Here is a 14,080-nt window from a genome sequence, read left to right on the forward strand (position 1 = left end):
GACAAGGAGACATCACATGGCGAAGAAGGCATTCGCGGGCATCGCGCTGCTGGCGACCGCCGCGGTCGCGATCAGCGGCTGCGCGGGCGGCGGGGCGAGCGACGCCGACAACACGATCGACGGCGAGGTCAAGGGCGACATCAAGGTCCTGACCTGGCGCACCGACCTCGTGCAGGACGGGACGTACGACCGGTACGTCGAGGAGTTCGAGAAGAAGTATCCCGACGTCAACGTCACCATCGAGGCGGTCACCGACTACGCCACCGAGATGCAGACGCGCATGTCGACGACCAACTACGGCGACGTCATCGGCATCCCCACCATCCAGCCGGACCAGTTCGACCAGTTCCTCGAGCCGCTGGGCAAGACGGCGGACTTCGGCGACACCTACCGGTTCCTCCCGGCGGCGAGCTACGACGGCGAGCAGTACGGCATCGCGTGGGGCGGCAACGCCAACGGCGTGGTCTACAACAAGAAGGTCTTCGAAGAGGCCGGCGTCACCGAGCTGCCGACCAGCGAGGACGAGTGGCTCGACGCGCTCCAGAAGGTCAAGGACAACACCGACGCGATCCCGCTCTACACCAACTACAAGGGCGGCTGGCCGCTCACGCAGAGCTTCGGGAACCTCGGTGGGGTGACCGACGACGCGGACGCGTCCATCACGCTCGCCGAAGACCCGGCGCCGTGGACCGAAGGCACCGACATCTACGCGATCGACTCGCTGCTGTACGACAGCGTCGCCGCCGGCCTCACCGAGGACGACCCGCTGACCACCGACTGGGAGCAGTCGAAGGTGCTCATCGGCACCGGCGAGGTCGCCGCGATGACCCTCGGCTCATGGGCCGTGTCGCAGATGAAGGCCGCCGCCGAAGACAACGGCGCCTCGGCCGACGACATCGGGTTCTTCGCGTTTCCGGCGAACGTCGACGGCCAGCAGTACGCCGTGATCGGCGGCGACTACAACCTCGGCGTCAGCAAGCACTCGAAGTCGAAGGCCGCCGCCTGGGCGTTCATCCAGTGGATCGTCGGCGAGTCCGACTACACCGAGGTGCAGGGGATGGTCTCGACGCTGAAGGACGACCCGCTCCCCGAGTCGCTCACCGACTTCGAGGCGGCCGGCGTCGAGCTGATGGAGATCAACCCCGCCCCGGCCGGCAAGGAGGCGCTCCTCACCGAGACCGCGAACGAGGCGCAGATCGACCTGTACGGCCCGATCTACCGCCAGAAGCTCGTCGACATCGCCCGCGGCGCCGCCGACGGCGACAAGGACAGCTACTTCGCGGAGCTCAACGAGAAGTGGGGCGCCGCGGTCGAGAGCCTCAAGGGCTGACGGAAGGGGGCGGCAGAGACATGGCCATCGCAACTCCTGGCGCAGCACCGGCGGATGCCCCCGCCGCCCTGTCCGCCCCCCTGCGCGGGCGCCGGCTTCGCGGGATCTCCCGCGGAGCCGGCACCCGGCGCGGCGGCTCCGCGGGGCGCACCGTGATGCAGCACCTCACACCGTGGCTGTTCCTCGCCGCGGCCGTGGGACTGCTCCTGCTGTTCACCTACTGGCCGGCGATCAACCTGTTCTACTACAGCGTCACCGACTGGGACGGCCTCGACCAGCAGAAGAACCTCGTCGGACTCGAGAACTACGTGCAGGTCTTCACCGACCCGCGCATCTTCTCGGTGTTCTTCGTCAGCCTCTACTACTTCGCGGCGTCGTTCTTCCAGATCGCCATCGCACTGTATTTCGCGACGATCCTGAGCTTCTCGACGCGGTTCTCCAGTTTCTTCCGCGGAGTGCTGTTCTTCCCCTACCTGATCAACGGCGTGGCCGTCGGATTCGTCTTCCTGTACCTGTTCCAGCCCGGCGGCACCCTCGACACCGTGCTCAGCTGGTTCGGCGTCACCGAGCCGCCGCAGTGGCTCGGCAACCCGGACGTCGTCAACTGGTCGCTCGCCGCGACCTCGGTCTGGCGCTACACCGGCATGGGATTCGTGCTGTTCCTCGGCGCGATCCAGTCGATCCCCCACGAGCTCTACGAGGCGGCCGACATCGACGGCGCCAACCGCTGGGCGCAGTTCTGGGCGATCATCTTCCCCGGCATCCGCCGCGTGGTCGGCCTCACGGTGATCCTCGCGATCGCCGGCAGCCTCAGCGTGTTCGAGGTGCCCTTCGTGATGACCGGCGGCGCGAACGGCTCCTCCACCTTCGTCATCAACACGCTGCAGACCGCCTTCAGCTACCGGCAGGTGGGCCTCGCCTCGGCGATGGCCGTCGTCCTGCTGATCGTGGTGCTGGTCGTGACGTGGATCCAGCGCCGAGTCTTCCCCGACGAGAAGGTCGATCTCACATGACCACCACCGAAGAACCGCTCCGCACGATGCCGCTGCGGACCAGCCCGCCCGAGCCGAAGATCCGCGGACGCTCGCCCCTCGAGCGCGTGCGCTCGGGAAGCGCCACGACAGCGAAGTACACGAGTCTCATCGTCGCGGCCGTCGTCACGATCCTGCCGCTGTCGGTCCTGCTGTTCGCCGGGCTCAAGACCGCTCCCGAGTACGCGCAGACGGGGCCGTTCACGCCGCCGTCGAACTGGCTGAACTTCGACAACTTCGTGACCGCGTTCGTCAGCGGAAAGATGCTCGAAGGCTTCGTGAACACCACGATCGTCCTGGCGGTGTCGCTGGTGGGCACGATCTTCATCGGCACGATGGCCGCCTATGCGCTGGACCGCTTCAACTTCCGCGGCAAGCGGCTGGTGCTCGCGCTCTTCCTCGTCGCGACGCTGATCCCCGGCGTCACGACGCAGGTCGCGACCTTCCAGCTGATCAGCGCCTTCGGTCTGTACGACTCGATGGCCGCCCTGATCATCCTGTTCATGGGCACCGACATCATCGCGATCTACCTGTTCATCCAGTTCATGCAGTCGATCCCGGTCTCGCTCGACGAGGCGGCGATGATCGACGGCGCGAACCGGTGGACGATTTACTGGCGCATCATCCTGCCACTGCTGCGGCCGGCCATCGCGACCGTGGTGATCATCAAGGGCATCGCGATCTACAACGAGTTCTACCTCCCCTTCCTCTATCTGCCCTCGCAGGGATTCATCTCCACCTCCCTGTTCCGATTCAAGGGCCCGTACGGCGCGCAATGGGAGGTGATCGCCGCGGGTACGATCCTCGTGATCATCCCCACGTTCATCGCCTTCCTGCTGCTTCAGCGCTGGATCTACAAGGGCCTCACCGCAGGAGCCGTCAAGTGACCTCTTCCCTCTCCTTCCGTCCGATCGACGCCGGCTGGACGCTCCGCGCTTCCGCGGGACCTGCTCCCGAGGGATTCGCGGATGCCGTCACCGCCGCCGTCCCCGGGTGCGTGCACACCGACCTCCTGGCCGCGGCTCTGATCCCCGACCCGTTCCTCGACGACAACGAGTCGGCGCTGGCGTGGATCGGACTCGTCGACTGGACGTACGAGACGACGTTCCCCTGGACGAAGGACGCCGCGGACCGCACCGATCTCGTCTTCGAGGGCCTCGACACGGTGACGACGATCCTCCTCAACGGTCGCGAGGTCGGGTCGACCGCGAACCAGCACCGCTCGTACCGGTTCGACGTGCACGGCGCGCTCGTCGAAGGCGACAACGAGCTCGTGGTCCGCTTCCGCTCCCCGGTGAAGTACGCGAACGAGCAGAGCGTCGCACTCGGCGTGCGGCAGCGCCCGTACCCGCTCCCCTACGACGCGATCCGCAAGTCCGCGTGCAGCTTCGGCTGGGACTGGGGCATCGCGACCTACACGAGCGGCATCGTGAAGCCGGTCGGGCTGGAGTCGTGGTCGGTCGCGCGTCTCGCGCAGACGCGCGTCGTCGCGACGCCGGACGGCGACGGCGGCACGGTCACGGTGGAGGTGGAGCTCGAGCGGACGCGTCACGACCCTGTCGTCGTGACGGTGCGCATCGGCGGGGTGGAGACATCCGGCAGCCTCGCCGGCGACGACACGTCCGCGACCGTCACGCTTTCACTCGCCGAGGTGGACCGCTGGTGGCCGGTCGGCTACGGCGCTCAGCCGCTGTACGACGTGGAAGTCGAACTCGCAGCCGCCGACGGCACTGTTCTCGACCGCGTGGCGCGCAAAGTGGGCTTCCGCGACGTGCGCTGGGACATGACGCCCGACGACGCGGGCACGCCGTTCACGCTCGTCGTGAACGACCAGCCGGTGTTCGTCAAGGGTGTCAACTGGATCCCCGACGACGCACTCACCGTGCGCGTCACGCGCGACCGCGTGCGCCGCCGCTTCGAGCAGGCGCTCGACGCGAACCTCAACCTCATCCGCGTGTGGGGAGGCGGGCTCTACGAGTCCGGCGACTTCTACGAGCTGGCCGACGAGATGGGACTCCTGGTCTGGCAGGACTTCCTGTTCGCGTGCGCTGCGTACGCCGAGGAGGATCCGCTGCGCTCCGAGGTCGAGGCGGAGGCGCGCGAGAACATCGTGCGACTCGGCCACCATGCGTCCCTCGTGCTGCTCACCGGCAACAACGAGAACCTGTGGGGCTATGAGGACTGGGGCTGGAAGCTGCGCCTCGACGGCAAGACCTGGGGCGCGCACTACTACTACGAGCTGTTCCCCGCGCTCGTCGCCGAGCTCGCACCGCACGTGCCGTACGCGGCGGGCAGCCCGTTCAGCCCCGGCATGGGCTGGGACGGCGAGGCGCAGACCGGCCCGCACCCCAACGACCAGCAGCACGGCTCGATGCACCTGTGGGAGCAGTGGAACCGCCGCGACTGGCACACCTACCGGGAGCACACGCCGCGGTTCGTCGCCGAGTTCGGCTGGCAGGGCCCGCCGGCGTGGTCGACCCTCGTGCGCTCCGTGTCGGACGCGCCGCTGACGCCCGAGTCGCCCGGCATGATCGTGCACCAGAAGGCGATGGAGGGGAACACCAAGCTCTCGAACGGGCTGATCCCCCACTTCCGGATGCCGGAGGCCATGGAGGACTGGCACTGGGCGATGCAGCTCAACCAGGCGCTCGCCGTGCGCACCGCGCTCGAGCACTTCCGCTCGTGGGCGCCGCACACGCAGGGCGCGATCGTGTGGCAGCTCAACGACTGCTGGCCGGTCACGTCGTGGGCCGCGATCGACGGCGACGAGCGCCCGAAGCCGCTGTACTACGGGCTGAAGAACGCCTTCGCCCCGCGGCTGGCGACGATCCAGCCCCGTGACGGCGGTCTGGCCGCGGTGCTCGTCAACGACACGTCCGAGCCGTGGGAGGGCGACGTCGTGGCGCGCCGCCTCGGATTCGCGGGCGACGAGCTCGCCCGGTTCGAGACCCCGGTCTCGCTGGCTCCGCGCGAGACGCTGACCGTGTCGCTGCCCGCCGACGTCGCCATGGCCGCCGACGCCGCCGCCGAGCTCGTCGTGGCGGGCATCGACGACGTCCGGGGATTCTGGTTCTTCGCCGAACCCCGGGACTCGGCACTCGGTGAGGCCGGCGTCGAGGTGCACACCGAGCCGGTGGCAGACGGCACGCAGGTCACGCTCACCGCCTCCACGCTGGTGCGCGACCTCACGCTCCTCGTCGACAAAGTCGACCCCGATGCCGTGGCGTCGGATGCGCTCGTCACCCTGCTGCCGGGCGAGAGCGCGACGCTCATCGTGCGTCACGACGGCGACGGGCTCGCCGCATCCGTGCTCTCCGATCCGCGCGTGCTGCGCACCGCCAACGAGCTGGTCGCCTCGTGACCGCCGAGACCACCCGGGCGCTCGGGCCGTACGTGGCCGGAATGACCTGGGGATGGACAGGCGTGCGCGGAAGCTGGGCGACGGCCGAGGCATCCGAGTCCCTGCGACTGATGGCCGACCACGGCGTGAACTGGACCGCGCTGGCGTACGCGGCCCTGCAGGACACCGCCCAGTCGACCGAGGTGCGGTTCCGTGAGGAGCCGACGGTGACCGACGACGAGATCGTGTGGGCGATCCGCGAGGCGAAGGCGCTCGGGCTGAAGGTGTGCCTGAAGCCCGTCGTCAATGTCGCCGACGGCACGTGGCGTGCGCACATCGGGTTCTTCGACCAGGACGTCCCGGGCGAGCCGACGTGGGGCGAGTGGTTCGCGTCGTACCGCGAGTTCATCGTGCACGCCGCGCGCCTCGCGGAGGCGGAAGGCTGCGAGATGCTCTGCGTCGGCTGCGAGATGGTGCGCGCCGACGCCCGCGAGGCCGAGTGGCGCGAGCTCATCGCCGCCGTGCGGGCCGAGTACTCCGGCATCGTGACGTACAACTGCGACAAGTACCAGGAGGACCGCCTCGGCTGGTGGGATGCGGTCGACGTCGTGAGCTCGAGCGGCTATTACCCCGTCGACCGGTGGGAGGCCGAGCTCGACCGCATCGAGGCGGCCGTCGCCGCGACGGGCAAGCCGTTCTTCTTCATGGAGGCCGGGTGCCCCTCGCGCGAGGGGTCGCCCGATCGCCCGAACGACTGGTCGCTGCCCGGGGAGGTTTCCCCCGGCGAGCAACTGCGGTACTACAGGGTCATGTTCGAGGCGTGCGCGCAGCGCGCGTGGGTGGGGGGATTCATGTTGTGGGACTGGCCTGCACGCCTGTACTCCGCTGATGAGGCGGAGTTCAACGACGACTACTGCCCGTACGGCAAGCCGGCCGGCGAGTATCTGCGCGCACAGTACTCGGCACTCGCGGCGGGGGTCTCGCGATGAGCGCCGCAGTGCTGGCGATCGATGCGGGCCAGACCGGGATCAAGGTGCGCGTGCGCGAGCACGACATCGTGTTCCCCGGCATCCGCACCGGGGAGCCCCTCCTGCCCCAGCTCGCCGCCGTCACGCACGCCGCGATCGAGCGGACCGGCGCCGAGGTCTCGGTCGTGAGCGCCGGCGTCTCGGGTCTCACGAAACGGGAATCGGATGCTGCTGCCTTCCTCGCCCGGATCGACGACGCCGCCGTGCACGAGGTGATCCTCGCGCACGACTCGACGACGTCGTTCCTCGGGGCGCTCGGCGACACCCGCGGCGCGGTCGTCGCCGCGGGCACCGGCGTGGTCACGCTCGCGGTCGGCGCCTCGCGGGTGGCGCGCGTCGACGGGTGGGGCTACCTCATGGGCGACGCGGGCAGCGGCTACTGGATCGGCCGCGAGGCCCTCGACGCCGTGATGCGCGAGTACGACGGCCGCGGTCCCGCGACCGCGCTGCGCGCCGTCGCCGAGGAGCGGTGGCCCGACCTCAGCCAGGCGTACATCCACCTGCAGTCCGACCCCGAGCGCGTGAGCGTGATCGCGTCCTTCGCAGCCCACGTCGCGCGACTCGCGACCGAGGGCGACCCGGTCTCGCAGAACATCACCGTCCGCGCCGGCGGGGAGCTCGCCCACAGTGTCGAGACGGCGCTGCGCCGCGTGCGCTCCGACGACGAGGGCGAGCACTTCGCCGCGTGCGCGATCGGAGGCGTCTTCCGCTCTCCGCAGCTGCGCGAGGCGTTCGCCTCGCACATCGCCGCCAGCGAGTTCGACGTCACGCTGGTCGAGCCTCTCGGCCACGGCATCGACGGCGCCGCGGCCCTCGCGGGCCTCGCGCCGCAGCATCCACTCGCCCACGCGGTCTCTGTCGCGTACGCCTGATCCACGGTCGTGGAACCCGGGCTCGCCTGCAGCCCTGCCCCACCACTTCGACAGGTCAACCGGGCTTCTGCAGGCGCCCCCAGACGGATTCGCTCCTGTCGAAGCCCGGTTGACCTGTTGCAGGTGGCGCGGCGCTCGGAAGAGAAGAGACAAGACGACGGATGCCCCGGCCCTGAGTGTGGACAGGGGGCCGGGGCATCCGGGTTCTCAGACGGGGTGGGTCAGACGAGCGACTCCCGCCAGGCGGCGTGGAGCTGCGCGAACTTGCCGGTGCCGCCGATGAGCTCCTCGGGGGTGTCGTCCTCGATGATCTCGCCGTGCTCCATGACGAGCACGCGGTCGGCGATCGCGACCGTCGACAGACGGTGCGCGATGATGATCGCGGTGCGGTCGGCGAGCAGCGTCTGCAGCGCGTCCTGGATCTGGCGCTCCGACGGGATGTCGAGCGACGCGGTCGCCTCGTCGAGGATCAGCACCGCCGGGTTCGCGAGGAACGCCCGTGCGAACGAGATCAGCTGGCGCTGACCCGCCGACACGCGGCCGCCGCGCTTGTTGACGTCGGTGCCGTACCCGTCGGGAAGAGCCTGGATGAATTTGTCCGCTCCGACCGCGCGAGCCGCCGCCTGGATCTCGTCGAGCGTCGCGTCGGGCTTGCCCAGCGCGATGTTGTCGGCGACCGTGCCGCTGAACAGGTAGGCCTCCTGCGTGACCATCACGATGGCGCGGCGGAGATCCTTCGGGTGCAGGTTGCGCAGATCCACGCCGTCGAGCGTCACCGCACCACGCGTCGGGTCGTAGAACCGCGACACGAGCTTGGCGAGCGTCGACTTGCCGGCACCCGTCGTCCCCACGAGCGCGATCGTCTGACCGGCCGGGATGTCGAGCGAGAAATCCGGAAGGATGACGCGATCCTGCGAGTACCCGAACAGCACGTCGTCGAACCGGATGTGGCCCTTCGCCGCCCACAGGTCGACCGGGTTCTTGGGATCGGGAACCGTGGGCTCCTCCTCCAGGACGCCCGACACCTTCTCGAGCGCCGCCGTCGCGGACTGGTACGAGTTCAGGAAGAACGCGACCTCCTGCAGCGGCGAGAAGAAGTTGCGGACGTACAGCACCGCCGACAGCAGGAAGCCGATCTCCATCGCGCCGTCGACGACCCGGATGCCGCCCCACGCGACCACGATCGCGAGCGTGAACGATGCCACGGCCATGAGTCCCGGCTCGAACGTGCCGAACAGACGGATCGAGCGCATGTTGACGTCGCGGTAGTCCAGCGCGAGACCGCCGAACTCCTCATCGTTGCGCCCCTCCTTGCGGAAGGCCTTCACGGCGCGGATGCCCGTCATCGTCTCGACGAACTTGACGATCACCTTCGCGCTGACGACGCGCGACTCGCGGTAGACGAGCTGCGAGCGCGTGTAGAACCAGCGCATCAGGAGGAACAGCGGGATGCCCATGAACGTGAGGATCAGGCCCGACTGCCAGTCCACGAGGAACAGCGCGACCAGCGTGAACGCTCCGTAGAGGATGCCCGAGACCAGCTCGTTGAGGCCTCCGTCGAGGAGTTCGCGGATGGTGTCGAGGTCGCTCGTCTGGCGCGAGATGATGCGGCCCGACGTGTACGACTCGTGGAACTCCAGGCTCAGCCGCTGCGTGTGCAGGAAGATGCGCTTGCGGAGGTCGAGCATGATCGCCTGCGTGAGGCGCGCCGCGACGACGACGTACCACCCGATGAGGGCGGCGCCGCCGAGAGCCGTGACGAGGTACACGAGGACCACGAGGATGGTCGGCGCCCAGTCCATGCGCTCGACCGCGGCCGGCAGCGCGTTGTTGATGCCGACACCGATGAGCCACGGCCCCGCGACGCGCAGTGCGGTCGAGACGACGAGCACGACGCCCGCGAGGATCAGCTGCGCGCGCACCGGCGTGATGAGCGAGCCGAGGAGGCGCAGCGAGCGCTTGCGGATCGCCTTGCTCTCATCGCGCGTGTAATCGGAGCGGTCTTCGCCGCTCGTTCCGGTCACCGTGGTGCTCACAGGGTCACCTCCCATTCCTGGTCTTCCTGTCTCGCCCTGAGCCGGGCTTCCTCGACCTCGAGACTCGAGATCACGTGTCGGTAGTGCTCGCTGGTGCGCAGCAGCTCGGAGTGCGTGCCGACCGCGGTCACGCGGCCCGCCTCGAGCAGCGCCACCCGGTCGGCGAGCGTGACCGTCGACGGGCGGTGCGCGACCACGAGCGCGGTCGTCTCGTGCAGCACCTCGCGGAGCGCATCCTCGACGAGGGCCTCGGTGTCGACGTCGAGCGCCGACAGCGGGTCGTCGAGGACGAGCACGGCGGGCCGTGCGGCGACGGCGCGCGCGAGCGCGAGACGCTGGCGCTGGCCGCCCGAGAGCGACAGGCCCTCTTCGCCGATGATCGTGTCGACGCCGTCCGGCAGGTCGTCGACGAACGACGCCTGCGCCACCTCGAGCGCCTCGCGCATGACGCGCTCGGCCTCGTCGCTGCCGGGCACGAGATCCTCGCGGCCCAGCAGCACGTTGTCACGCACCGACTGGGAGAAGAGGGTCGCGTCCTCGAAGGCCATGCCGATGTGCCGGCGCAGCTCGGCGAGCGTCAGATCGCGCACGTCGACGCCGTCCAGCGTCACGCGGCCACCGGTCACGTCGTAGAGCCGCGTCGGCAGCGTCGTGAGGGTCGTCTTTCCCGAGCCGGTGAGGCCCACGAGAGCCATCGTCTCGCCCGGCCGCAGCACGAGGTCGACGCCGTCGAGCAGGTCGCGCTCGCGCTCCGCAGCATCCTGATACCGGAAGTGCACGCCCTCGAACGCGAGCTCGCCGCGCGGCTTCGCGATGGTCTTCGGCTCCTCGGGGTCGACGATCGTGTTCTGCTCGTCGAACACCTCGAAGATGCGGTCGGTCGCGGTGCGCGCGTCGAGCAGGAACGAGAACAGGAAGCCGATCGACTCCATCGGCCAGCGCAGCACCGTCGCCATGGCGAAGAACGCGATGAGCTCTGCGCCCTGCAGCTGACCGATGGCGGTCAGGTAGATGCCGGCGCCGAGGCACAGCGCGAACGCGATGTCGGGCAGCAGCACGAGCCAGAACCAGATCCAGCCGACGGCCCGGGCCTTGCTCAGCTCGGTCTCGCGCAGCGTCTCGGCCTGTCGGGTGAACTTCTGCAGCGCGTGCTTGCCGCGGCCGAAGGCCTTGAGCACGCGGATGCCGTGGACGCTCTCCTCGACGGAGGTGGCGAGGTCGCCGGCCTGGTCCTGCGACTGGCGCGCGAGCGTGCCGTACGACTTCTCGAACCGGTACCCCGCGTACCAGAGCGGGGCGGACGTGACGAGGAAGATCGTGCCGAGCGCCCAGTGCCAGCGGAACAGCAGCGCGGTGCCGACGACGATGGTGATCACGTTGACGACGAGCAGCACGACGCCGAAGGCGAGCCAGCGGCGCAGCATGCTGATGTCCTGCATCATGCGGCTCAGCAGCTGCCCGGACTGCCACCGGTCGTGGAAGGAGACCGGCAGGCGCTGCAGGCGAGAGTAGAACGTCTGGCGCAGCTCGTACTCGACCATGGTCGCGGGGCCGAGCACGAACCAGCGGCGGAGCCAGACCATGAGGGCCTCGGCGAGGCCCAGCGCGAGGATCGCGGCGGCGCCCCACCCGATCATGGCGATGTCGCCGGAGGCGATCGGGCCGCCGACCACCTGCTCGAGCACGAGCGGGATCGTCAGCGCGAGCAGGCTGGCGACGAGCGCGCTGGCGGCGCCCATGATGAGACGCGGAAGCACGGGCTTCGCGAACGGGAGGAGCCGGGCGAGGGCTTTGAAGGTGGACAGTTCGGACCGTTGCGGCTGTTCTGATCGCTCAGGAAGGGCGGTGGTGGTCATGATCCTTGTGGGGGTGTTGCGGTGACCCGTCGTCGGGTCGCGAGGCGACAGCGCCGTGTGGGAGCGCTGTCATGAGAGAGGAGCTTCCTCGGTGAGGAACGCTCCGGAGGACGGCGGTATGCCGAATCCGGCCGGGCCGGCAGGTGCGAGGAGGCGGACTACCCCTGAACGCGGGGACGCGGCAGCCGGGAGACGGCGCGGGGTCCCGCGGGACGGAGGACGAAGGCGGTCTTCGCGGCGATGGCGGCCTGATACATTTCTTCCTCCTTGGGCTCAGCGGAAAGGGCTGCGCACTCCGCTAGGTCGTAGCGACGCGACAGCCCTCCAGCATATACCTGAGAATTCTCTGAAAGCAACAACCGCTTTCCGGTCCCCCGGAAAGCGGTTGAGGCGGGCGATTCAGATGAGCGCGGGCACCGCCGCTTCACGGTCGAGCAGGCGCTGCTTGACGGGCAGTCCCCACGCGAACCCGCCGAGCGTGCCGTCGGTGCGCAGCACCCGATGGCATGGCACGAAGAGCGCGGGCGCGTTGCGCGCACAGATGGATGCCGCGGCCCGCACCGCACTCGGAGACCCGAGCTCGACGGCGAACTCGCTGTAGGTCAGCGGTCGGCCGGGGGCGATCCGCCGCAGCGCCTCCCACCCGGCGAGCTGCATCGCGGTGCCGTACTGCGCGACGGCGACGTCGTCGATCGCGCCGAGGTCTCCGCCGTAGTAGGCGGCGACGGCGGCCGCAGCATCCGTCTCGCCCTTCTCGACGGATGAGGGGCGTACGCGGTCCGCGAGACGGCCGAGGATCGCGTCGGCGTCGGCGGTCCACCCCGAGGCGAGCACGCGCCCGTCGTCGTGGGCGAGGATCGTGAACGCGCCGTCGGGGGTGTCGAGTGTCTGGATGGTGGCGGTGGTCATGAGATGCCTCCGGTGGTCGATTCGGATGTGGGGGTGATGGATGCCGCGACCCGGCGCGGTGCGGCGGGCTTCGGCGGGACGGCGCGCCAGAGGTGGGCGGTGAGGTAGCTGCGCCACGGGGCCGTGCGGGCGGCCCACGCGTCGAGCGGGCGCGCCTCGGCGGGAAGCCCGACGGCCGCAGCCCCGGCGCGCACCGCGACGTCGCCCGGGAGGAAGACGTCGGGGTCGGCGAGCACGCGCATGCGCACGTAGTCGGCGGTCCACGGGCCGATGCCGGGCATCGCGAGGAGTGCGGCGCGCTGCTCGACCGCGTCGTCGCCGGCGGTGAGGGTGAGCGAGCCGTCGGCGAGGGCCGCGGCGGCGCCCGTGATGGCGCGGATGCGCGCGGCGGGACCGCGGAGCACCTCGGGGCCCCGTTCGGCGATCGCGGCCATCGTCGGGAACAGCCGGACGGGGCTGTCGTCGGGGTCGGTGGCGGGCGACAGCATCCCCGCGAAGGCGGGGACCTCCTCCCCCAGCGCAGCCGTGAGCGCCGTGAGCGCGGTGCGTGCGGCGACGACGGTGATCTGCTGCCCCACCATCGCCCGGATCAGCATCTCGTGCGGGTCTGCGGCGCCCGGAACCCGGATGCCCGGCAGCGCGTCGACGAGAGGGGCGAGCTCGGAATGCCGCGCCAGCGACTCGTCGACCGCGTCGGGATCGGCGTCGAGGTCGAAGAGGCGCCGCGCGCGCGTGACGAGCGTCGAGAGGTCGGCGAGGTTCGTGAGCGCGGCGCGCAGCCGCACGCGCCCGAGGTCGTCGAGCCGGAGTTCGAACCACGCGGGTCCGTGGGGCAGGCGGATGGTGCGGGCGAAGGTCAACGCGGTCGCCGCCTCGGCACCGGAGACGGCGCGGGCAGCCATCCACGCGAAGAGTCCCGGGGCATCGAGAGCGCCGCGGTGCGGAAGCGCGAGGTCGATCGTGACCCCGGGCGCCGAACCCGCCGCACCCGGCCCCTCATGCCGCGAGACGCGGCGCCGCCCGCGCAGTTCGAGCGGCGGCATCCCGAACACCTCACGGATGGTGTCGTTGAACTGGCGCACGCTCGCGAACCCGCTCGAGAATGCGACGTCGGCGGCCGTGAGGTCGGTGCCGACGAGCAGCATGCGCGCCGTCTGCGCGCGGTGCGCACGGCTGAGGGCGAGGGGGCCGGCGCCGAGCTCGGCGGTGAGCAGCCGCGTGAGGTGCCGCGGCGAGTAGCCGAGCCGGCTGGCGAGCCCGGGCACACCCTCGCGCTCGACGACGCCGTCGGCGATCAGCCGCATCGCGCGGCCTGCAGTGTCGCCGCGGAGGTTCCACTGCGGCGACCCCGGCGCCGCCTCGGGCAGGCACCGCTTGCATGCGCGATAGCCGGCCTCGTGCGCGGCGGCGCTGGTCGGATAGAACGTGACGTTCGAGGGCTTCGGCGTGCGTGCGGGGCAGCTCGGGCGGCAGTAGATGCCGGTCGAGCGCACCGCCGTGACGAACTGCCCGTCGAAGCGGGCGTCGCGCGAATCGATCGCGCGGTACCTCTCGTCGAACGTCATGACCAGGCTCATGCCCCTAGCCTGACACGCTCCCCCGACATCGGCTCGCGGAAATCGGACACGACTGTGCGTGACGATGTGGTGCTCGGATCAGCCCGTCGGAAAGCCGACAC

Annotated in this window: 10 protein-coding genes; 6 read left to right on the forward strand and 4 right to left on the reverse strand. The window is 70.0% G+C overall.

Annotation, left to right across the window (positions count from 1 at the left end; translation table 11 throughout):
- The first annotated feature begins 16 nt into the window (after nucleotides 1–16).
- The 6 genes from ACFVSU_RS13740 to ACFVSU_RS13765 are packed head-to-tail and all read left to right on the forward strand — an operon-like array spanning nucleotide 17 to nucleotide 7,601.
- Nucleotides 17–1,330, forward strand: coding sequence for an ABC transporter substrate-binding protein (locus tag ACFVSU_RS13740; protein WP_387143752.1), 1,314 nt, complete (start codon nucleotides 17–19; stop codon nucleotides 1,328–1,330).
- A gap of 20 nt (nucleotides 1,331–1,350) precedes the next feature.
- Nucleotides 1,351–2,343 (forward strand): carbohydrate ABC transporter permease, encoded by a 993-nt coding sequence (locus ACFVSU_RS13745; RefSeq protein WP_387143755.1) that lies wholly within the window; start codon nucleotides 1,351–1,353, stop codon nucleotides 2,341–2,343.
- Nucleotides 2,340–3,248, forward strand: a complete 909-nt coding sequence (locus ACFVSU_RS13750) for a carbohydrate ABC transporter permease (protein WP_387143758.1) — start codon at nucleotides 2,340–2,342, stop codon at nucleotides 3,246–3,248. Before ACFVSU_RS13745 ends, ACFVSU_RS13750 begins: the two co-directional genes overlap by 4 nt.
- Nucleotides 3,245–5,722 carry a glycoside hydrolase family 2 protein gene (locus ACFVSU_RS13755; protein WP_387143761.1) on the forward strand — a complete coding sequence of 826 codons (2,478 nt, stop codon included), beginning with the start codon at nucleotides 3,245–3,247 and terminating at the stop codon, nucleotides 5,720–5,722. The genes ACFVSU_RS13750 and ACFVSU_RS13755 overlap by 4 nt, the downstream gene beginning before the upstream one ends.
- A complete protein-coding gene (locus tag ACFVSU_RS13760) occupies nucleotides 5,719–6,690 on the forward strand; it encodes a glycoside hydrolase family 113 (RefSeq protein WP_387143764.1) in 972 nt (323 codons plus the stop codon). The genes ACFVSU_RS13755 and ACFVSU_RS13760 overlap by 4 nt, the downstream gene beginning before the upstream one ends.
- Nucleotides 6,687–7,601: an N-acetylglucosamine kinase gene (locus tag ACFVSU_RS13765; RefSeq protein ID WP_387143767.1), complete on the forward strand. Its 915-nt coding sequence runs from the start codon at nucleotides 6,687–6,689 to the stop codon at nucleotides 7,599–7,601. The genes ACFVSU_RS13760 and ACFVSU_RS13765 overlap by 4 nt, the downstream gene beginning before the upstream one ends.
- Before the next feature lie 221 nt (nucleotides 7,602–7,822).
- On the opposite strand, the gene ACFVSU_RS13770 is transcribed toward ACFVSU_RS13765, so the two are convergent.
- The 4 genes from ACFVSU_RS13770 to ACFVSU_RS13785 all read right to left on the reverse strand — a co-directional run bounded on the left by ACFVSU_RS13770 (nucleotide 7,823) and on the right by ACFVSU_RS13785 (nucleotide 13,979).
- On the reverse strand, nucleotides 7,823–9,652 hold the full coding sequence (locus ACFVSU_RS13770; protein WP_387143770.1) for an ABC transporter ATP-binding protein: 1,830 nt from the start codon (nucleotides 9,650–9,652) through the stop codon (nucleotides 7,823–7,825).
- Nucleotides 9,634–11,493, reverse strand: a complete 1,860-nt coding sequence (locus ACFVSU_RS13775) for an ABC transporter ATP-binding protein (RefSeq protein ID WP_387143773.1) — start codon at nucleotides 11,491–11,493, stop codon at nucleotides 9,634–9,636. The genes ACFVSU_RS13770 and ACFVSU_RS13775 overlap by 19 nt, the downstream gene beginning before the upstream one ends.
- Nucleotides 11,494–11,892: 399 nt before the next feature.
- On the reverse strand, nucleotides 11,893–12,402 hold the full coding sequence (locus tag ACFVSU_RS13780; RefSeq protein ID WP_387143776.1) for a methylated-DNA--[protein]-cysteine S-methyltransferase: 510 nt from the start codon (nucleotides 12,400–12,402) through the stop codon (nucleotides 11,893–11,895).
- The gene (locus tag ACFVSU_RS13785) at nucleotides 12,399–13,979 is read right to left on the reverse strand and encodes a DNA-3-methyladenine glycosylase 2 family protein (RefSeq protein ID WP_387143779.1); all 1,581 of its coding nucleotides are present in this window, start codon (nucleotides 13,977–13,979) and stop codon (nucleotides 12,399–12,401) included. Before ACFVSU_RS13785 ends, ACFVSU_RS13780 begins: the two co-directional genes overlap by 4 nt.
- Nucleotides 13,980–14,080 lie beyond the last annotated feature (101 nt).

This window comes from Microbacterium sp. NPDC058062, assembly GCF_042885375.1.
Taxonomy (GTDB): domain Bacteria; phylum Actinomycetota; class Actinomycetes; order Actinomycetales; family Microbacteriaceae; genus Microbacterium; species Microbacterium trichothecenolyticum_C.

Coding starts and splice junctions, on each gene's coding strand:
- ACFVSU_RS13775 (WP_387143773.1), bottom strand. CDS start 11,493: ATGACCACCACCGCCCTTCCTGAGCGATCAGAACAGCCGCAACGGTCC.
- ACFVSU_RS13770 (WP_387143770.1), bottom strand. CDS start 9,652: ATGGGAGGTGACCCTGTGAGCACCACGGTGACCGGAACGAGCGGCGAA.
- ACFVSU_RS13745 (WP_387143755.1), top strand. CDS start 1,351: ATGGCCATCGCAACTCCTGGCGCAGCACCGGCGGATGCCCCCGCCGCC.
- ACFVSU_RS13780 (WP_387143776.1), bottom strand. CDS start 12,402: ATGACCACCGCCACCATCCAGACACTCGACACCCCCGACGGCGCGTTC.
- ACFVSU_RS13765 (WP_387143767.1), top strand. CDS start 6,687: ATGAGCGCCGCAGTGCTGGCGATCGATGCGGGCCAGACCGGGATCAAG.
- ACFVSU_RS13785 (WP_387143779.1), bottom strand. CDS start 13,979: ATGAGCCTGGTCATGACGTTCGACGAGAGGTACCGCGCGATCGATTCG.
- ACFVSU_RS13750 (WP_387143758.1), top strand. CDS start 2,340: ATGACCACCACCGAAGAACCGCTCCGCACGATGCCGCTGCGGACCAGC.
- ACFVSU_RS13740 (WP_387143752.1), top strand. CDS start 17: ATGGCGAAGAAGGCATTCGCGGGCATCGCGCTGCTGGCGACCGCCGCG.